This window comes from Kitasatospora sp. NPDC087861, from assembly GCF_044742585.1.
Classification (GTDB): Bacteria; Actinomycetota; Actinomycetes; order Streptomycetales; family Streptomycetaceae; genus Kitasatospora.
Map to the genome: position 1 here is coordinate 41449 of NZ_JBIUUS010000014.1, position 18960 is coordinate 60408.

The window sequence follows — 18960 nt, forward strand, 5'->3', positions numbered from 1 at the left end:
CTGACGTATTACAGCTCTTGGCGTACGGAGTACAGGAGATGGTGCGTCTGCTCCGGATCGAGGCTGTCGGCGAGCAGGCCCTCCATCGCCTGGCGGTACTCTGCGACCTCGACGGGCTTGTCCAGGTAGAGCGCGGTGGTGAACTGCTCCACGTAGACGACGTCGGCGAGCTCGGGTTCGGCGAAGCCGAGCACGGTGAAGGCGCCGCTCTCGGCGCTCAGCCCGGCGCAGCCCAGCGGCAGCACCTGGAGCCGGACGTTGGGCAGCTCGCCGAGCTCCAGCAGCCGGTCGATCTGGTTGCGCATGAGCTCGGGGCCGCCCCAGGGCCGGCGCAGCGCGGCCTCGTCGAGGACGGCGAGCAGGCGGGGACCGTGCTCGGCGGTGAGCACGGCCTGACGCTTGAGCCGGACCTCGACCCGGCGCTCGATCTCGCCGGGGTCGGTGGCGTGGCCGCCGGCGGCGATGACGGCGCGGGCGTAGTCGGCGGTCTGGAGCAGCCCGTGGACGAACTGGACCTCGTAGCTGCGGATCTCGGCGACGGCCTCTTCCAGGCCGACGTAGTTCTGGAACCAGGCGGGCAGCACGTCGCCGTACTCGTGCCACCAGGAGGTGGCGTTGGCGTCCCGGACGAGCCCGAGGACGGTGGCGCGCTCCTGCTCGGCCTCCACGCCGTAGAGGGTGAGCAGGTCGGCGACGTCGCGCTCCTTGAAGCCGACCCGGCCGAGCTCCATCCGGCTGATCTTGGACTCGGAGGCGCGGATCGAGTAGCCGGCCTCCTCGCGACTGACACCCCTGGCCTCGCGGAGCTTGCGCAGCTGGGTGCCGAGTAGCAGGCGCCGTACCGTGGCGCCTCCGCCGGCCTGAGTCGTGCTCATCGCGTCAACCTCCGCACTCGCGCAGCCCCCCGGCCGTCGGCGGCAGTCTGCCACCTGGCACCGACGAGCAACAGCCCGTCCGGGAGCGACTTCCCGAACGACGCCCGGACCGCGTTTACGGTAGACCCAAGTCCTGGGAAATGTCTGAGAGTTGGGGCAACCCTTGACAAAAGGAACGCGACGGCGCCCGCCCTCCAACTGGTCGGGGAAGAGGGCAGGCGCCAGGAGACCGCGTTGGCCCGGCGACGCTGGCGGGGGCAGCGGGTTGAGCTCCCGGCGATGCGGTGCCGGGCGTTCGGGGGGCCGGTCGCTCCGTCAGACGACCAGCGGGCGGTCGGTGGGACGGATCGGGGCCGGCAGCGGGGTCTTGCCGCCGAGGTACGTGTCCACCGCGGCGGCGGCCGAGCGGCCTTCCGCGATGGCCCAGACGATCAGCGACTGGCCACGGCCTGCGTCACCGCAGACGTAGACGCCATCGACATTGGTGGCGAACCGGCCGTCGCGGCCAATGTTACCGCGCGCGTCCAGGTCGACGCCGAGCTGCTCGACGAGGCCGTTGCGGACGTCGGTGCCGGTGAAGCCCATGGCCAGGGTGACCAGCTGCGCCGGGATGGCCCGCTCGGTGCCGGGGACGGGCTCGAACCGGCCGTCCTTGAACTCGACCTCGACGAGGTGCAGCTCCTGGACGTTGCCCTCCTCGTCGCCGGCGAAGCGGGTGGTGTTGACGGAGTAGATCCGCTCGCCGCCCTCCTCGTGCGCGGAGGTGACCTTGTAGGTCATCGGCATGGTCGGCCAGGGCTGGTGGCCGGGGCGCTCCTCGGAGGGCCGCGGCATGATCTCCAGCTGGGTGACCGAGGCGGCGCCCTGGCGGTGGGCGGTGCCGACGCAGTCGGCACCGGTGTCGCCGCCGCCGATGACGACGACGTGCTTGCCCTTGGCGCTGATCGGCGACTCGACGAAGTCGCCCTCCTGCACCTTGTTGGCCAGCGGCAGGTACTCCATGGCCTGGTGGACGCCCTTGAGCTCGCGGCCGGGCACCGGCAGGTCGCGGGCGGTGGTGGCGCCGGCGGCGACCACGACGGCGTCGAAGCGCTCGCGCAGCTGCTGGCCGGTGATGTCCTCGCCGACGTGGACGCCGGTGCGGAACCGGGTGCCCTCCGCGCGCATCTGCTCGATGCGGCGGTTGATGTGGCGCTTCTCCATCTTGAACTCGGGGATGCCGTAGCGCAGCAGGCCGCCGACGCGGTCGGCGCGCTCGTACACGACCACGGTGTGGCCGGCCCGGGTGAGCTGCTGGGCGACGGCCAGGCCGGCCGGGCCGGAGCCGACGACGGCGACGGTCTTGCCGGACAGCCGCTCCGGGACCTGCGGCGTGACGCCGCCGCGGTCCCAGGCCTTGTCGATGATGGTGACCTCGACGTTCTTGATGGTCACCGCGTCCTGGTTGATGCCGAGCACGCAGGCGGACTCGCAGGGCGCCGGGCAGAGGCGGCCGGTGAACTCCGGGAAGTTGTTGGTCGCGTGCAGCCGCTCGATCGCGCCGGTCCAGTCGTCCCGGTAGGCGAGGTCGTTCCACTCGGGGATGAGGTTCCCGAGCGGGCAGCCGTTGTGGCAGAACGGGATGCCGCAGTCCATGCAGCGGCCGGCCTGCTTGGTGATGATCGGCAGGAGGCTGCGCTCGACGTAGACCTCGTTCCAGTCCCGCAGACGCACGTCCACGGGCCGGCGCTCGGCCAGCTGCTTGCCGGTGGTCAGGAAGCCCTTGGGGTCAGCCACGTGCCGCCTCCATCATCTTGCGAGTGGTCTCGGCCTCGGAGAGGCCATCGCGCTCAGCGGCGTCCTTGGCGGCGAGCACAGCCTTGTAGTCGGTCGGCATGATCTTGGAGAAGCGGGAGACCCCGCCGCCCCAGTCGGCCAGGAGTTCGGCGGCGACGGTGGAGCCGGTCTCCTCGTAGTGCTGCTGCACGGTCTCGCGCAGCCAGTCGCGGTCGGCGGCGCTCGGGGCCTCGATGCCCACCATGCCGTCGTTGACGTTCGCGGGGCGCAGGTCCAGGACGTAGGCGATGCCGCCGGACATGCCGGCCGCCAGGTTGCGCCCGGTCTCGCCGAGGATGACGACCCGGCCGCCGGTCATGTACTCCAGGCCGTGGTCGCCCACGCCCTCGACGACCAGGGTGGCGCCGGAGTTGCGGACGGCGAAGCGCTCACCGGCCTTGCCGCGCAGGTGGATCCGGCCGGAGGTGGCGCCGTAGCCGATGGTGTTGCCGGCGATGACGTGGTTCTGCGCGTCGTTGCCGATGGCCGCGGCCTCGCGGGCCGGGCGGACGATGACGACGCCGCCGGAGAGCCCCTTGCCGACGTAGTCGTTGGCGTCGCCCTCCAGCCGCAGGGTCACGCCGCGCGGCACGAAGGCGCCGAAGGACTGCCCGGCGGAGCCGGTGAGGGTGACGTCGATGGTGCCCTCGGGCAGTCCCTCGCCGCGGTAGCGCCTGGTCACCTCGTGGCCGAGCATGGTGCCGACCGTGCGGTTGACGTTGCGGATCGGCAGCTGGATGCGGACGGTCTCGCCGCGCTCCAGGGCGTCCTCGGCGAGCGCGATCAGCTGGTTGTCCAGGGCCTTGTCGAGCGCGTGGTCCTGGGCCGTGGTGCGGTGGCGGGCCGCACCCTCGGGCAGCGACGGCACGTGGAAGAGCGGGGCCAGGTCGAGCCCGGCGGCCTTCCAGTGGTCGATGGCGGCCTGGGCGTCGATGTGCTCGGCGTGGCCGACGGCCTCCTCGATCGAGCGGAAGCCGAGCTCGGCCAGGAGCTCGCGAACCTCCTCGGCGATGAACTCGAAGAAGTTGACCACGAACTCGGGCTGGCCGGAGAAGCGCTCGCGCAGCACCGGGTTCTGGGTGGCGACGCCGACCGGGCAGGTGTCCAGGTGGCAGACGCGCATCATGATGCAGCCGGAGACGACCAGCGGCGCGGTGGCGAAGCCGAACTCCTCGGCGCCGAGCAGTGCGGCGATGACGACGTCGCGGCCGGTCTTGAGCTGGCCGTCGGTCTGCACCACGATGCGGTCGCGCAGGCCGTTGAGCAGCAGGGTCTGCTGGGTCTCGGCGAGGCCGAGCTCCCAGGGGCCGCCCGCGTGCTTGAGCGAGGTCAGCGGGGAGGCGCCGGTGCCGCCGTCGTGCCCGGAGACCAGCACCACGTCCGCGTGCGCCTTGGAGACGCCCGCGGCGACCGTGCCGACGCCGACCTCGGACACCAGCTTCACGTGGATGCGGGCGGCCGGGTTGGCGTTCTTGAGGTCGTGGATGAGCTGCGCCAGGTCCTCGATCGAGTAGATGTCGTGGTGCGGCGGCGGCGAGATCAGGCCGACACCCGGGGTGGAGTGCCGGGTCTTGGCGACCCACGGGTACACCTTGTGGCCGGGCAGCTGGCCGCCCTCGCCGGGCTTGGCGCCCTGGGCCATCTTGATCTGGATGTCGTCGGCGTTGACCAGGTACTCGGAGGTGACGCCGAACCGGCCGGAGGCGACCTGCTTGATCGCCGAGCGGCGCTCCGGGTCGTACAGGCGCTCCGGGTCCTCCCCGCCCTCGCCGGTGTTGGACTTCCCGCCGAGGCGGTTCATGGCGATGGCGAGGGTCTCGTGCGCCTCCATCGAGATGGAGCCGTACGACATGGCGCCGGTGGAGAAGCGCTTGACGATCTCGGAGACCGGCTCGACCTCCTCGACCGGGATCGGGGTCCGGCCGAGGGCGTCCAGCTGGAACAGGCCGCGCAGCGTCATCAGGCGGGTGGACTGCTCGTTCACCCGGTCCGTGTACTGCTTGAAGACGTCGTACCGGCGGTTGCGGGTGGAGTGCTGGAGCCGGAAGACGGTGTCCGGGTCGAACAGGTGCGGCTCGCCCTCGCGGCGCCACTGGTACTCGCCGCCGATCTCCAGGGCGCGGTGCGCGGCCGGGATGCCGGAGGCCGGGTAGGCCTTGGCGTGGCGGGCGGCGGTCTCCTTGGCGATCTCCTCCAGGCCGATGCCGCCGAGCTTGGTGGTGGTGCCGGCGAAGTAGCCGTCGACCAGGTCCTGGGAGAGGCCGATGGCCTCGAAGACCTGGGCGCCGCGGTAGGAGGCGACGGTGGAGATGCCCATCTTGGACATGACCTTGAGTACGCCCTTGCCGAGCGCCTTGATCAGGTTCTTGATGGCCTTCTCGGGCTCGACGCCCTGGCTGCCCTCACTCTTCAGGAACGTGTTCTGGGCGACGAGGTCCTCGACGGACTCCATGGCCAGGTACGGGTTGACCGCGCCGGCGCCGTAGCCGACCAGCAGCGCGACGTGGTGCACCTCGCGGACGTCACCGGCCTCGACCAGCAGCGACACCTGGGTGCGCTGCTTGGTGCGGATGAGGTGGTGGTGGATCGCGGAGGTGAGCAGCAGCGAGGGGATCGGGGCGTGCTCGGCGTCGGAGTGCCGGTCGGAGAGCACGATGATCCGGGCGCCGTCGGCGATCGCGGCGTCGGCCTCGGCGGCGATCTCGGCCAGGCGGGCGGCCAGGCCCTCGCCGCCGGCGGCGACCCGGTAGAGGCCGGAGAGCGTGACGGCCTTGAGGCCGGGCTGGTCGCCGTCGGCGTTGATGTGGACGAGCTTGGCCAGCTCGTCGTTGTCGATCACCGGGAAGGTGATGCCGACCGAGCGGCAGGAGGCGGCCTCGGCGGCCAGCAGGTTGCCCTCGGGGCCGAGGTTGCTGAGCAGCGAGGTGACGAGCTCCTCGCGGATGGCGTCCAGCGGCGGGTTGGTGACCTGCGCGAAGAGCTGGACGAAGTAGTCGAACAGCAGGCGCGGCTTCTCGCTGAGCGCGGCGATCGGCGAGTCGGTGCCCATCGAGCCGAGCGCCTCGCCGCCGGTCCTGGCCATCGGCGCCAGGATGACCCGCAGCTCCTCCTCGGTGTAGCCGAAGGTCTGCTGCCGGCGGGTGACGGAGGCGTGGGTGTGGGCGATGTGCTCGCGCTCGGGGAGCTTGGCGAGCTGGATCTGCCCGGCGGCGACCCACTCCGCGTAGGGGTGCTCGGCGGCGAGGGCGGACTTGATCTCCTCGTCCTCGACGATGCGGCCCTCGGCGGTGTCGACGAGGAACATCCGGCCGGGCTGCAGGCGGCCCTTCCTGGCGACCTTCTCCTGCTCGATGTCGAGCACGCCGACCTCGGAGGAGAGGACGACCAGGCCGTCCTCGGTGATCCAGTAGCGGGCGGGGCGCAGGCCGTTGCGGTCGAGCACGGCGCCGATCTGGGTGCCGTCGGTGAAGGTGACGCAGGCCGGGCCGTCCCAGGGCTCCATCAGGTTGGAGTGGTACTGGTAGAAGGCGCGGCGGGCCGGGTCCATGGTGGCGTGGTTCTCCCACGCCTCCGGGATCATCATCAGTACCGAGTGCGGCAGCGAGCGGCCGCCGAGGTGGAGCAGCTCCAGGACCTCGTCGAAGGAGGCGGAGTCGGAGTGGTCCGGGGTGCAGACCGGGAAGATCCGGCTCAGACCCTGCCCGTTCCGGTTGGCCGGGATCAGGTCGGTGGCGAGCTGGGACTCGCGGGCGCTCATCCAGTTGCGGTTGCCCTTGACCGTGTTGATCTCGCCGTTGTGGGCGACGAAGCGGTACGGGTGGGCGAGCGGCCAGCTCGGGAAGGTGTTGGTGGAGAAGCGCGAGTGCACCAGGCCGACGGCGGAGGCGTAGGAGCGGTCCGACAGGTCGGGGAAGAAGGGCTCCAGCTGGCCGGTGGTCAGCATGCCCTTGTAGACGATGGTGCGCGCGGACAGCGACGGGAAGTAGACCCCGACCTCGCGCTCGGAGCGCTTGCGGACGACGAAGGCGATCCGGTCGAGCCCGATGCCGGCCAGGCCCTCCTTGGCCAGGAAGAGCTGGCGGAAGCGGGGCATCACGCTGCGGGCGGTGGCGCCGAGCAGGTCCGGGGTGACCGGGACGTCGCGCCAGCCGAGGACGGTCAGGTCCTCCTCGGCCGCGATGGCCTCGATCCGGGCGACGGCGGCGGCGTCCGCGGCGTCCTCGTCGGGGAGGAAGGCGATGCCGACCGCGTACGCGCCGGCGGCGGGGAGCTCGAAGTCGACCTTGCCGCGCAGGAAGGCGTCCGGGACCTGGGTGAGGATGCCGGCGCCGTCGCCGGAGTCGGGCTCGGCGCCGGTGGCGCCGCGGTGCTCCAGGTTGCGCAGGACGGTGAGCGCCTGCTCGACGATGGTGTGGTCGGCGATGCCGGTCAGCGTGGCGACGAAACCGACGCCGCAGGCGTCGTGCTCGTTTCGCGGGTCGTACAGGCCCTGAGCGGTAGGTCGCGCATCCGGAACGAGCGCGTACGGCTGGCGGGCGGCGCCGGCCTGGGGCTCGTTGGCGGAGTGCATGGATGCAGACAGCATCGGCTCTCCCGTCGTCGTCATTCGGCTGTGTGGTGCAAGGAGGGACGACGTTGGCCCTGATGCGATTTCATGCAAGTTACATGATGCCCAAGATCCCGGGAAGTGGAATATCTCGTCCACATGGCGGACGGATCCGCAGGTCAGGGGGCTGGTGAGGGGGGCGTGCCACAGTGCACGTCCTACGATTGTGCCCGGCGGTCGACGGCCTGAAACAGGGGCGAAACCCGACCGCCACACGGGACGATCAAGGGCGCCTGCGAATCGATCCCCGGGGCCCGTCGGCAGATGCGAATCCTCGGCTCCGAGGCTCGGATGCTGAGACTAGGCCAGGCGGTACGCGACGCCCGTGTGTGGAACGTCACCCACTGCCCGGCATAGTCATGCAGTCCCCCGGGTCATCACGCACGCCCGGCCGAAGGCCCGCCTCAGCCGACGTGCCCGCCGATCAGCCACCCCAGCAGGTAGGTCACCCCGGCCGCCGCCCCGCCCAGCACCAGCTGCCGCAGCCCGCTGAACCACCAGCTGCGCGCCGTCACCCGGGCCACCACCGCGCCGCACAGGAACAGCCCCACCACCGACAGCAGCAGCGCCGGCAGCAGCGAGGTCGCCCCCAGCAGGTACGGCAGCAACGGCAGCAGCGCGCCCACCGCGAAGCAGATGAAGGAGGACCCGGCGGCCACCCACGGCGACGGCAGGTCGTTGGGGTCGATGCCCAGCTCCTCCCGGGCGTGGATCTCCAGGGCCTGGTCCGGGTTGGCCGACAGCTGCCGGGCCACCTCGTGGGCGAGCCCCGGCTCCACCCCGCGGGAGATGTACAGCTGCGCCAGCTCGGCCAGCTCGCCGTGCGGGTTGCGGCTCAGCTCCAGCCGCTCGGCCTCGATCTCGGCCTGCACCAGTTCGGCCTGCGAGGCCACCGAGGTGTACTCCCCCGCCGCCATCGAGCAGGCCCCGGCCACCAGCCCGGCGAGCCCGGTCAGCACCACCGTGGCGCTGGACGCCGAGCCGCCGACCACGCCGGTCATCAGCGCGAAGTTGGAGACCAGGCCGTCCATCGCCCCGAACACGGCGGGCCGCAGCCAGCCACCGTTCACGTCCCGGTGGTGTCCCGCGGCGGGTATGCGGGGGTGGTGCCCGGCCTCGGGCTCCAAGGTGATCGCGCTCACGGCAGTTCCCCTCCGTTCGATTCGTCTTTCCTCGAACGTAGCCCGTCTGACCTGGGCATTTCCAGCAAAGTAAGGCTGTCCGAACAGCGCGGCGGCCGCCCTCCGCGAGCATCGCGGGGGCGGCCGAAACGGAGGGAACTCCCAGGTCAGGTCAGGTTCTTGGCGTCCTCGCCGGTCGTCTCGGCGGCTCCGGCGGCGGCCGGAGCGTCCACCTTTTCGTCCGCGGGCTGAGACGACTTCCCGCTCTTCGAGTCCTTCTCGTCCACCCGGACCTTCTCGTCCGCCGTGGCCCTGCCGTCCACCGTGGCCTTCTCGTCCGCCGCGGCCTTCCCGTCCACCGGAGCCTCCGCGGCCCCGTCGCCGGACGCCTGCTCGGCGTGCGCGGCCGGGTCGATGCTCGCCGGGTCCTCCCGGCCGGGCCGCGTCCGACCGACGATCACCAGGTAGGCCACGGCGGCCAGGAACACCACCCCGGCCGTCCAGTCGTTCAGCCGGATGCCCAGGAAGTGGTGCGCCTCGTCGATCCGCAGCCACTCGGTCCAGGCCCGGCCCACCGTGTACGCGGCCACGTACAGCGCGAAGGCCCGGCCGTGCCCCAGCTTGAAGCGGCGGTCCGCCCAGATCACCAGCAGCGCGACCCCGACGCACCACAGCGACTCGTACAGGAAGGTCGGGTGGTAGACGCCCGTGACGACCTCGCCGCTCGGCAGCGTCTTGTCGATCTCCAGGCCCCACGGCAGCGTCGTCGGCCGGCCGTACAGCTCCTGGTTGAAGTAGTTGCCCCAACGGCCCATCGCCTGCGCGAGCGCGATGCCCGGCGCGATGGCGTCGGCGTAGGCGGGCAGCGGCACACCCCGGCGGCGGGCGCCGATCCAGGCACCGACCGCGCCGAGCGCGATCGCGCCCCAGATGCCGAGGCCGCCCTCCCAGATCTTGAGGGCGTTCCAGGGGTTCCTGCCGTCCCCGAAGTACAGCTGGTGGTCGGTGATGACGTGGTACAGCCGACCGCCGACCAGGCCGAAGGGCACGGCCCAGACGGCGATGTCGCCGACCGTGTGCTTGGCACCACCCCGGGCGACCCAGCGCTTGCTGCCGAGCCAGACGGCCACGACGACACCGAGGATGATGCAGAAGGCGTAGGCGCGCAGCGGGATCGGTCCGAGGTACAGGACGCCCCGCGACGGGCTGGGAATGTAGGCGATATCCATGGCGGTTCCGACGCTACAGGGTCGGCGGGCCCCGTCGGGCACGCCTGGGGTCACAGAAACCGAACAACGGGTCCCGGATAGCGCCGCCGTCCCCTCCGGACGGGGAGGGGGCGGCGGCGGTCATCCGGCAGCGTACGCGGCTCAACCGGCCGTCGGCGACGGGTTGTTGGCCTCCGAGGCGGTGCTGGTGGGCGCCGGGGTCTGCCCGTTGGAGCCCGTGGTGCCCAGCTGCTTGCCCTGGTTGGCGGCGTCGACCCACTTCACCAGGTTGGCCGGGGTGATCTCCTCGCTGCCGTTCTTGGGGTAGATCGGCTGGCCGTTGAGCAGCACCGTCGGGGTGGACTTGTAGCTGGACTTGTCGAAGTCCTGCTGCACCGAGGACACCCATCCGCCGTACTTGCCGTCGTTGACGCAGGACTCGAAGGCGGGCGTGTCGAGGCCGTTGACCTGCTTGGCGAGGTTGAGCAGGACGGCCTTGTTGCCGAAGGCGTCGTTGGTCTCCTCCGGCTGGTTGCGGTACAGCACGTCGTGGAAGTCCCGGAAGTGCCCGGCGTCCTGGGCGCAGGCCAGCGCGTTGGCACCGATCTTGGAGCCCTTGCCCGGGACGGCCCGGTCGATGAACGACACGATGTGGTAGTTGGTGTAGACCTTGCCGGCGTCCTCCAGCTGGTCGATGGTCGAGGAGAACTCCCGCTCGAAGATGCCGCAGGCCGGGCAGCGCGGGTCCTCGTAGACGGTGAGGACGGCCGGGGCGTTGGCCGAGCCGGTCGGGATGACCAGGTTCTTGTCGCCGATCGTCCCGGCCGGGGCGGCGACCGGCGTCTCCGGCTTGGAGCGCTCGTTCTGCACCACGACACCGGTGACCACGGCGGCGGCGATCACCACGAGCACCGCGCCGCCCACGAGCAGCTTCTTCCTGCGCCGGGACGAGGCCTCGTCGGCCGCCCGCTGCTCCAGCATCCGCTCGCGGGCGGTGCGCTTTCCTTCTCGGTTCTTCTCGCTCATTGCCTTGACATCCACAATCGGGGAGGGCCTTCGTGGGGTGGGGTGGGGGTACGGCGGGGCCGGCCGGTCAGCTCGCCAGCCAGCCGTCCACCGAGAACCTGGTGCGGGGCCGCCACAGCAGCCACCCGGCCAGCAGCAGGAACCCGGTGTCGCGCAGGATCTCCTGCAGGTACTCGGTCTGCGAGGCGTCGACGTGCCCGCCGCCGCCGAAGCAGCCGCAGTCGATCGTGATGCCGCGCGCCCAGGCGGAGGCGATCCCGGCGATGAAGGTGAGCAGCAGCAGCGCGGAGACGCCGGCGACGAGCCGGACTCCGAGGCCGATCACCAGCAGCAGGGCGAGCGCCAGCTCCAGGAAGGGCAGGGCGTAGCCGATCGGCTTGACCAGGCCCTCGGGCAGGATCTCGTAGGCGCGGACGGCCTGGGCGGCCTCCGCCGGGTCGGCGATCTTGGCCAGGCCGGCCCAGCCCCAGACCACCGCGAGGCCGAGCCGGACGGCGGTGCCCAGCCACTGGCTCCAGACCGGCACCGGCCGCCGGGCCGACGGCGTGGGCACCGGGTCACCGGGCTGCACTGCCGGGCCGGCCATCAGGGAACCCCCCTCGGGAAACTCGTTCACTTCCTGATGAACCGTAAGGGATGAAGGGCGGTTCCTCCATATTCAGGAATTACGCCGGATGGGTGACGCCTGATGAGGATGTGTCCGAATTCGGCGAACGCCCGTTCGTCAGCGGCAGCCGGGCGGGCGCGCCGGGTCGAACAGGTCGGCCCGCCCTTCGCGGTGCGAGCGGGCGGCCCGCACGACGGCGTCCCAGCGGGCCGCCTCGGCACAGGCGTACGCGTCCCGCTCGGCCCGCTCGGCGCCGCGCTTGGCCAGCGCCTGCCCCACCTCGGGGTGTGCCCCGACGGCGGCGCCGAGCGCCAGTGCGGCGGCGGCCGCCCGCAGCAGAACGGCCCGCTGGAGACCCGGCACCGGCTCACCCCTTCGCTCGCTCGGCAACCCTCGTACACGTCGTTCGTGCACTCGTCCCTCCACTCAACGCCCGTCAACCCCGCCTGATGCGTGTCCCCGCCGCTGTTCACCCGTTCGGGGCCGCGACACACCCGCGCCCGGCGTCGTCGGGCGCGGACACGGCGAACGGCCCGCCACCCCCGGGGGGCGACGGGCCGTCAGGTCGCACGGGTCGTCAGCGCCGGCGGACGCCCGCCGCCAGGTCACCGGCGAGGGCGCGCACCGCGTCCAGCGCGGCCGCCTCGTCGTCGCCGGCCTCCAGGATCCGCTTCACGAACGCGGAGCCCACGATCACGCCGTCCGCGAAGCCCGCCACCTCGGCGGCCTGCTCGGCGGTGGAGACCCCGAGGCCGACGCAGACCGGCAGGTCGGTGGTGGCCCGGGTACGGGCGACCAGGTCCTCGGCGAGCGAGCCGACCTGGTTGCGGGTGCCGGTCACGCCCATCACGGCGGCCGCGTAGACGAAGCCGCTGCCGGCGGCGGTGACCTCGGCCAGCCGCGGGTCCTTGCTGCTGGGGGCGACCACGAACACGGTGTCCAGCCCGTGCTCGTCCGCCGCCTTGCGCCACTCCTCGGACTCCTCCACCGGCAGGTCCGGCAGGATGCAGCCGGCGCCGCCCGCGGCGGCGAGGTCGGCGGCGAAGCGCGCGGTGCCGTAGCGGTCGACCGGGTTCCAGTACGTCATCACCAGCACCGCCGCCTCGGGGTGCGCGGTGGCGACCTCCTGGACGGTGCGCAGCACGTCCTTGATCCGCACGCCGCCGCGCAGCGCGATGTCGTCGGCGGTCTGGATGACGGCGCCGTCCAGCACCGGGTCGGAGTGCGGCAGGCCGACCTCGACGACGTCGCAGCCGCCCTCGATCAGCGCGTTGATCGCGCGGATGCCGCCGTCGACGGTCGGGAAGCCGCCCGGCAGGTAGCCGATCAGCGCGGCGCGGTTCTCGGCCTTGGCGGCCGCCAGGATGCCGCTGAGCTTGCTGGCCTCATTGGGCTTGTTGGCCATGATCACTTACCCCCGTGGGCCGCGTCGTGGGCCGAACCGCCGGCCGGCTCGTCGTACAGGCCGAAGTACTCGGCCGCGGTGTGCATGTCCTTGTCGCCGCGCCCGGAGAGCGAGACCAGGATGGTGGCCTCGGGCCCGAGTTCGCGGCCCAGCTCCAGGGCGCCGGCCAGCGCGTGGGCGCTCTCGATCGCCGGGATGATGCCCTCGGTGCGGGACAGCAGCCGCAGCGCCTGCATGGCGGCGTCGTCGGTGACGGGGCGGTACTCGGCCCGGCCGGTGTCCTTCAGCCAGGCGTGCTCCGGGCCGACGCCCGGGTAGTCGAGGCCGGCCGAGATGGAGTGCGACTCGATGGTCTGGCCGTCCTCGTCCTGCAGGACGTAGGTGCGCGAGCCGTGCAGCACGCCGGGGTCGCCCTTGGTGAGGGTGGCGGCGTGCTTGGGGGTGTCGGCGCCCTCGCCGGCGGCCTCGCAGCCGATCAGGCGCACGCCGGCGTCCGGGATGAACTCGTGGAAGATGCCCATCGCGTTGGAGCCGCCGCCGACGCAGGCGACGACGGCGTCGGGCAGCCGCCCGGTGCGGTCGAGCACCTGCTGGCGGGCCTCGACGCCGATCACCCGGTGGAAGTCGCGGACCATCATCGGGAAGGGGTGCGGGCCGGCCACGGTGCCGAACAGGTAGTGGGTGGAGTCCACGTTGGCGACCCAGTCGCGGAACGCCTCGTTGATGGCGTCCTTGAGGGTGCGGCTGCCGGACTTCACGGACACCACCTCGGCGCCGAGCATCCGCATCCGGGCGACGTTCAGCGCCTGGCGCTGGGTGTCGACCTCGCCCATGTAGATGGTGCAGTCGAAGCCGAACAGGGCGCAGGCGGTGGCGGTGGCCACGCCGTGCTGACCGGCGCCGGTCTCGGCGATGATCCGGGTCTTGCCCATCCGCCGGGTGAGCAGGGCCTGGCCCAGCACGTTGTTGATCTTGTGCGAGCCGGTGTGGTTGAGGTCCTCGCGCTTGAGCAGGACGCGCGCGCCGCCCGCCTCGGCGGAGAAGCGGTGCACGTCGGTCAGCGGGCTCGGGCGGCCGGTGTAGTCCTTGAGCAGCGCGTCGAGCTCGGCGGTGAAGGCCGGGTCGGCCTTGGCCTTCTCGTACTCCTCGGCGACCTGCTCGACGGCGGCGACCAGCGCCTCGGGGATGAAGCGGCCGCCGTACGCGCCGAAGTAGCCGCGGGCGTCCGGCACCTGGGCACCGGGGAGATAGTCCTTCGCGGACTTGTCGGACATGGTGGAGTCCTTAGGGGAGATGACGACAGTGACGTCTCGTGGCCGGGATCAGCCGGACGTGCGCCGCCATCGGCGGCCCGGTACCTGCCCGGGCTCGCAGCCGATCACGTACCGCACCCGCCGCCCCAGCACCCGGCGGGCGGGCGCGCGGCAGCCGCGCGGGCGGCAACCGGGGGCGAGGCGGGTGGCGATCTTCATGTCGGCGGGTCAGTCCTTGTGCCGGACGGCGGGGTGGGCCCCGGCCGCGACCAGGTCGGCGACCGCGGCGCGCGGGTCCTTGCCGGTCACCAGGGACTCGCCGACCAGGACGGCGTCGGCACCGAGGTTGGCGTAGGAGATCACGTCCAGCGGGCCGCGCACGCCGGACTCGGCGACCTTGACGATGCCGTCCGGGATGGCGTGGACGACGTTGCCGAAGGTGTTGCGGTCCACCTCAAGGGTCTTGAGGTTGCGGGCGTTGACACCGATGATCCGCGCCCCGGCGTCCACCGCGCGCTTGATCTCCTCCTCGTCGTGCACCTCGACCAGCGGGGTGAGGCCGATCGACTCGGCGCGCTCGATCAGCGACACCAGGGCCGGCTGGTCGAGGGCGGCGACGATCAGCAGCGCGAGGTCGGCGCCGTGCGCGCGGGCCTCCCACAGCTGGTAGGCGGTGACGATGAAGTCCTTGCGCAGCAGCGGGGTGTCCACCGCCGCGCGGACGGCGTCCAGGTCGGCGAGCGATCCGCCGAAACGGCGCTGCTCGGTCAGCACGCTGATCGCGGCGGCACCGCCGGCCGCGTAGTCGCTCGCCAGGGCGGCCGGATCGGCGATCGAGGCCAGCGCGCCCTTGGACGGGCTGGAGCGCTTCACCTCGCAGATCACCCGGACCCCGTCGCCCTTGAGGGCGGCGACACCGTCCTTGGCCTCGCGGGCCTTGGCGGCGCGCTCCTTGAGCTCGTCCAGGGTGACCCGGGCCTGCCGTTCGGCGAGGTCCTCCCGGACCCCGTCGATGATCGTGTCGAGCACACTCATGCGCACACCTCGCTTCGCTCAGCAGGCGCTGCGCGCAACACGCACCTGTCAATGGTTCGCTCGCTCACGCGAAGTGCCCCCAAGATTTCTGCTCGTTCGCCGGCGACGAGCCGTCCGGGCGGTGGCCCGGCGGCTCTTCGATGGTATCGGCACCCGGGGGCGCGGGGCGCATCCGCCCGGTGTGCGTCTCGCGTGCCGGACGCCCCCCGGGGCCGCTCCCAGCTGCGGTTTCACCGGTTCTCCGGCGGTCGCCGAGCCCGGGTGCGGGGCAAGTGGACCGATGTACGGACCGCGGTGTGGACCGGTGCGCGGGCCGCTACCCGCAAGGGCTCGGGATCAAACCAGCGGGGGCGCCAGTCCCGCCCCGACCGGCAGGTTGCGCACCACCGTGAACACCAGGACCAGCAGGGCGATCAGCACCCAGCGCCGGGCGCCGAGCGCAGGCCTGGGCCGCGGCCCGCCGCCGAGCAGCGCGGCCCAGCCCCAGCGCAGCCAGAACAGCGCCAGCACGGCGAACAGCAGGACGGCCGCGGCGTTGTCGTGCAGCGCGCCGGTGAAGTCCCCGTGGGTCAGCGCGTGGACGCAGCGCAGCCCCCCGCAGCCGGGGCACCACCAGCCGGTGGCGGTCAGGAAGGGGCAGTCGGGGTAGTGCCCGGGGGCGTTCGGGTCCACCACGGCGAGGTAGGCGGTGGGGACGGCCGCCGCGGCCAGCGCGGCCAGCGGCGGGCCCAGCCGGCGCAGTACGGGCGGCGGGGCGGTGGCGGTGGAGGCGGCGTTCACGCCCCGATTCTGCCCGCGCGGAACCCCGGACAGACCGAAACGGCGGGCGCGGCGCGCCCGCCGTTTCGCGGTCCGGAGGAGTCCGTCGTCAGGCGGTGACGGCGACGCGGGCCTCGGCCTGCTCCTCGACCGACGCGTACACGTTGGTGCTCGGCTGCTTGCCCATGCCCGCCATCGACATGGCCTTGCCGATCACACCGCCGGCCAGGACGACCGCCAGGCCTGCCCAGACCAGCAGCACCGACGGAAGGATCATCGCGACCCCCGCGATCCCGAAACCGATGAAGGTGATGGTCACACCGGTCCAGGCGGCGGGGTTGTGACCGTGTGCTGCTGCTGACATCTGCTGGTGCTCCTAGCCTCTCGGGGCCCGGCCGGGCCTGCGGGGCCGCCGGCGGGTTGACGGGTTCCATTGTGCCGGGCCACACACCCGCCTCCCAAAGCGGGTGCCCCGTCTATCGCGTCACACGTGGCGGGCCCGTCGCGTCGCACGCCGCGGGTCGCCACGGCCCGCCCGGCCCCGTCCCCGGAGCCGGCTCAGACCGCGGTCGGGTCCTCGCCCCGGTCCAGCGCCTTCCACAGGTCGGCCGGGGTCCCGGTCGTCGCGGGGGCCTTGCGGGTGGGCGCCTCGTAGCGGCTGCCCATGGCCGGCCAGCCCCGGCCGTAGCGGAGGGTGAGCAGCCCGGCGACGGCCAGCAGCAGCCCACCGGCCAGCGCCACCCAGGGCCAGCCGGTGTGGCCGACCTCGGTGGCCGCCGACCCGGACAGCGCCAGCTTGCGGGCCGCCTCGGCGTCCAGCGCGGCGGTGTCCCCGGCGCCCGCGGCCGAGGCGACGGCCGCGCCGAGGCCCGCCAGCAGGGTCAGCGCGCCGACCGCGAGCCGGCCGGCGCCGCGCACCGCGAACACCGCGACGGCCGCCGCGAGCCCCACCAGGGCCAGCCCGCCCGGCACTTCGGAGATCTTGCCGCCGGTGACGGAAACCGCCAGGGTGCCGGCCCGGCCCTCGGCCCAGACCCGGCCCACGGCGGTCAGCACCAGGACGGCGCTCAGCACGGTCAGCAGGAGCATCACGCCGAGCGTCCGGCGGCCCGCCGCGGGGGCCGACGGGGCGGGTACGGGGGTCTGGTCAGGTGTGCTCACCCGTCCACTATCCCCCGCCCGGCGTCCGGCCCCGCACCCGGGGTGGGCGGCCCGGCCGGGAACTCCTCCGTCCGCAGCACCAGCGTCCGCTCGCCGAGCGGCAGGAACAGGTCGTTGCCGAACGGCACCCGTTCCGCCTCCCGGTACGCCCCGTCGGCGGACGGCGCGGTGTGCACGAGGCAGACCGCCGCCGCCGGGTCGACCATCACGTACAGCGGGATCCCGCTGAGCGCGTACGCCCGCGCCGTCTCGGCGAGGTGCGGCCGCGCCACCTCCAGGACCGCCTCGACATCACTCCCGGCGTACCGGCCCCGGCCGTCGGGCTCCACCCCCGGCGCGGTCACCGCCAGGTCGGGGGCGAGGCCGCCGGGCGCGGCCGGGGTGACGACCACGGCGCCGGACAGCACCCGGCCGTGGCCCGCCAGTTGGTCCCTGATCTGGGCGGCGGCGGCCAGCACGGTCTCCCGCCGCGGCCCGTCCTGCGGCATCCCCGGCATCCCGGCCGCCTTCCGTTCCGACACGTACCGGCATGTACCGGCACGTTCCGGTTACGACAGTTCCGGCGTCCGCAGCGTATTGGCGGTGGCGACGGCGCGCAGCACGGCGGCCGCCTTGTTACGGCACTCGGTGTCCTCCCCGTGCGGGTCGGAGTCGGCGACCACGCCCGCGCCGGCCTGCACGTAGGCGGTGCCGTCGCGCAGCACGGCGGTGCGGATCGCGATCGCGGTGTCGGAGTCCCCGGCGAAGTCCAGGTAGCCCACGCAGCCGCCGTACAGGCCGCGGCGGGTGGGCTCCAGCTCCTCGATGATCCGCATCGCGCGCGGCTTGGGCGCGCCGGACAGCGTGCCGGCCGGGAAGCAGGCGGTCAGCACGTCGAAGGCGGTCCGCCCGGGCGCCACCCGGCCGGTGACGGTGGAGACGATGTGCATCACGTGGCTGTAGCGCTCGATGTGCATGAAGTCGACCACCTCCACGCTGCCCGGCTCGCAGACCCGGCCGAGGTCGTTGCGGCCGAGGTCGACCAGCATCAGGTGCTCGGCCCGCTCCTTGGGGTCGGCGAGCAGCTCGGCGGCCAGCGCCGCGTCCTCGTGCGGGGTGGCGCCGCGGTGCCGGGTGCCGGCGATCGGGTGCAGCATCGCCTCGCCGCCGGTGACCTTGACCAGCGCCTCCGGGCTGGAGCCGACCACGTCGAAGCCGCCCTCGGCGGTGCCGTCCGGCCCGGGGAAGCGGAACAGGTACATGTACGGGCTGGGGTTGGTGGTGCGCAGGACGCGGTAGACGTCCAGCGCGGAGGCCGGGCAGGGGGCCTCGAAGCGCTGCGAGGGAACGACCTGGAAGGCCTCGCCGGCCCGGATCCGCTCCTTGATGTCCTCCACCGCGGCCCGGTACGGCGCGCCGCCGAACGGGGAGCGGACCTCGCCCGGGCCGGCCGGGGTGAAGGTGGCCAGGCCCGGGTCGACCGGCTTGAGCAGGTCGGCCTCCATGGCGTCCAGCCGGGCCACCGCGTCCGCGTAGGCCTCGTCCGCGCCGCTGGCCAGGTCGTTGTGGTTGACGGCGTTGGCGATCAGCAGCACGGTGCCGTCGACGTGGTCGAGCACGGCGAGGTCGGTGGCGAGCAGCATGGTCAGCTCGGGGAGCCGGAGGTCGTCCGGGTTGAGGTCGGGCAGCTTCTCCAGCCGGCGGACGACGTCGTAGCCCAGGTAGCCGACCAGACCGCCGGTCAGCGGCGGCAGGCCGTCGTCGGTGCGGCGCGGGGTGTGCAGCGCCTCCAGCGCGGCGCGCAGCACCTGCAGCGGGTCCCCGGTGGTGGGGATGCCGACCGGCGGGGTGCCGAGCCAGCGGGCGGCGCCGTCCGGGCCGGCGGTGAGGACGGCGGCGCTGCGGACGCCGACGAAGGAGTAGCGCGACCAGCTGCGGCCCTGCTCGGCGGACTCCAGCAGGAAGGTGCCGGGCCGCTCCTCGGCGAGGCTGCGGTAGAGGCCGATCGGGGTGAGACCGTCCGCGAGGAGCCTGCGGGTGACCGGGATGACCCGGGTGTCGACGGCGAGCTTGCGGAAGGTTTCGAGATCCATGGCGAGCGGCACCTTCT

General features: G+C 72.8%; 17 protein-coding genes. All 17 read right to left on the minus strand.

Annotated elements, in window-relative coordinates:
• Window positions 1–8 precede the first annotated feature (8 nt).
• Window positions 9–875, minus strand: coding sequence for a helix-turn-helix transcriptional regulator (locus ACIOJE_RS20580; RefSeq protein ID WP_280674366.1), 867 nt, complete (start codon window positions 873–875; stop codon window positions 9–11).
• Between the two features lie 315 nt (window positions 876–1190).
• Entirely contained in the window at window positions 1191–2651 is a 1461-nt protein-coding gene (locus ACIOJE_RS20585) for a glutamate synthase subunit beta (protein WP_280674367.1), read from the minus strand.
• A complete protein-coding gene (gltB, locus tag ACIOJE_RS20590; protein WP_400777895.1) occupies window positions 2644–7260 on the minus strand; it encodes a glutamate synthase large subunit in 4617 nt (1538 codons plus the stop codon). Before gltB ends, ACIOJE_RS20585 begins: the two co-directional genes overlap by 8 nt.
• A gap of 440 nt (window positions 7261–7700) precedes the next feature.
• Window positions 7701–8429: a VIT1/CCC1 transporter family protein gene (locus ACIOJE_RS20595; RefSeq protein WP_280674810.1), complete on the minus strand. Its 729-nt coding sequence runs from the start codon at window positions 8427–8429 to the stop codon at window positions 7701–7703.
• A gap of 155 nt (window positions 8430–8584) precedes the next feature.
• Window positions 8585–9646 (minus strand): prolipoprotein diacylglyceryl transferase, encoded by a 1062-nt coding sequence (gene lgt, locus ACIOJE_RS20600; RefSeq protein ID WP_280674369.1) that lies wholly within the window; start codon window positions 9644–9646, stop codon window positions 8585–8587.
• A gap of 141 nt (window positions 9647–9787) precedes the next feature.
• Complete coding sequence (locus ACIOJE_RS20605) at window positions 9788–10651, minus strand: DsbA family protein (protein ID WP_400777765.1); 864 nt, start codon at window positions 10649–10651, stop codon at window positions 9788–9790.
• A 67-nt stretch (window positions 10652–10718) separates the two neighbouring features.
• Window positions 10719–11237 (minus strand): MauE/DoxX family redox-associated membrane protein, encoded by a 519-nt coding sequence (locus ACIOJE_RS20610; RefSeq protein ID WP_280674371.1) that lies wholly within the window; start codon window positions 11235–11237, stop codon window positions 10719–10721.
• 138 nt (window positions 11238–11375) lie between these two features.
• Window positions 11376–11621, minus strand: a complete 246-nt coding sequence (locus ACIOJE_RS20615) for a hypothetical protein (protein ID WP_280674372.1) — start codon at window positions 11619–11621, stop codon at window positions 11376–11378.
• A gap of 214 nt (window positions 11622–11835) precedes the next feature.
• On the minus strand, window positions 11836–12663 hold the full coding sequence (gene trpA / locus ACIOJE_RS20620; RefSeq protein ID WP_280674373.1) for a tryptophan synthase subunit alpha: 828 nt from the start codon (window positions 12661–12663) through the stop codon (window positions 11836–11838).
• Window positions 12664–12665: 2 nt separating this feature from the next.
• Complete coding sequence (gene trpB, locus ACIOJE_RS20625; protein ID WP_400662709.1) at window positions 12666–13937, minus strand: tryptophan synthase subunit beta; 1272 nt, start codon at window positions 13935–13937, stop codon at window positions 12666–12668.
• A 48-nt stretch (window positions 13938–13985) separates the two neighbouring features.
• The gene (gene trpM, locus ACIOJE_RS20630) at window positions 13986–14135 is read right to left on the minus strand and encodes a tryptophan biosynthesis modulator TrpM (protein WP_167745855.1); all 150 of its coding nucleotides are present in this window, start codon (window positions 14133–14135) and stop codon (window positions 13986–13988) included.
• Between the two features lie 9 nt (window positions 14136–14144).
• Window positions 14145–14951 (minus strand): indole-3-glycerol phosphate synthase TrpC, encoded by an 807-nt coding sequence (gene trpC, locus ACIOJE_RS20635; protein ID WP_280674375.1) that lies wholly within the window; start codon window positions 14949–14951, stop codon window positions 14145–14147.
• 336 nt (window positions 14952–15287) lie between these two features.
• The gene (locus ACIOJE_RS20640) at window positions 15288–15731 is read right to left on the minus strand and encodes a DUF2752 domain-containing protein (RefSeq protein WP_280674376.1); all 444 of its coding nucleotides are present in this window, start codon (window positions 15729–15731) and stop codon (window positions 15288–15290) included.
• A gap of 88 nt (window positions 15732–15819) precedes the next feature.
• Window positions 15820–16074 carry an HGxxPAAW family protein gene (locus ACIOJE_RS20645; RefSeq protein WP_280674377.1) on the minus strand — a complete coding sequence of 85 codons (255 nt, stop codon included), beginning with the start codon at window positions 16072–16074 and terminating at the stop codon, window positions 15820–15822.
• 194 nt (window positions 16075–16268) lie between these two features.
• A complete protein-coding gene (locus tag ACIOJE_RS20650; RefSeq protein WP_280674378.1) occupies window positions 16269–16871 on the minus strand; it encodes a TIGR02234 family membrane protein in 603 nt (200 codons plus the stop codon).
• Window positions 16868–17392: a Uma2 family endonuclease gene (locus ACIOJE_RS20655; RefSeq protein ID WP_400777769.1), complete on the minus strand. Its 525-nt coding sequence runs from the start codon at window positions 17390–17392 to the stop codon at window positions 16868–16870. Before ACIOJE_RS20655 ends, ACIOJE_RS20650 begins: the two co-directional genes overlap by 4 nt.
• Window positions 17393–17419: 27 nt before the next feature.
• Window positions 17420–18943 carry an anthranilate synthase component I gene (locus ACIOJE_RS20660; protein ID WP_280674380.1) on the minus strand — a complete coding sequence of 508 codons (1524 nt, stop codon included), beginning with the start codon at window positions 18941–18943 and terminating at the stop codon, window positions 17420–17422.
• Window positions 18944–18960 lie beyond the last annotated feature (17 nt).

Excerpts from the sequence above, each read along its gene's own strand:
- ACIOJE_RS20580 (WP_280674366.1), bottom strand. The coding sequence starts at position 875 with ATGAGCACGACTCAGGCCGGCGGAGGCGCCACGGTACGGCGCCTGCTA.
- gltB (WP_400777895.1), bottom strand. The coding sequence starts at position 7,260 with ATGCACTCCGCCAACGAGCCCCAGGCCGGCGCCGCCCGCCAGCCGTAC.
- lgt (WP_280674369.1), bottom strand. The coding sequence starts at position 9,646 with ATGGATATCGCCTACATTCCCAGCCCGTCGCGGGGCGTCCTGTACCTC.
- ACIOJE_RS20605 (WP_400777765.1), bottom strand. The coding sequence starts at position 10,651 with ATGAGCGAGAAGAACCGAGAAGGAAAGCGCACCGCCCGCGAGCGGATG.
- ACIOJE_RS20610 (WP_280674371.1), bottom strand. The coding sequence starts at position 11,237 with ATGGCCGGCCCGGCAGTGCAGCCCGGTGACCCGGTGCCCACGCCGTCG.
- trpA (WP_280674373.1), bottom strand. The coding sequence starts at position 12,663 with ATGGCCAACAAGCCCAATGAGGCCAGCAAGCTCAGCGGCATCCTGGCG.
- trpB (WP_400662709.1), bottom strand. The coding sequence starts at position 13,937 with ATGTCCGACAAGTCCGCGAAGGACTATCTCCCCGGTGCCCAGGTGCCG.
- trpM (WP_167745855.1), bottom strand. The coding sequence starts at position 14,135 with ATGAAGATCGCCACCCGCCTCGCCCCCGGTTGCCGCCCGCGCGGCTGC.
- trpC (WP_280674375.1), bottom strand. The coding sequence starts at position 14,951 with ATGAGTGTGCTCGACACGATCATCGACGGGGTCCGGGAGGACCTCGCC.
- ACIOJE_RS20645 (WP_280674377.1), bottom strand. The coding sequence starts at position 16,074 with ATGTCAGCAGCAGCACACGGTCACAACCCCGCCGCCTGGACCGGTGTG.
- ACIOJE_RS20660 (WP_280674380.1), bottom strand. The coding sequence starts at position 18,943 with ATGGATCTCGAAACCTTCCGCAAGCTCGCCGTCGACACCCGGGTCATC.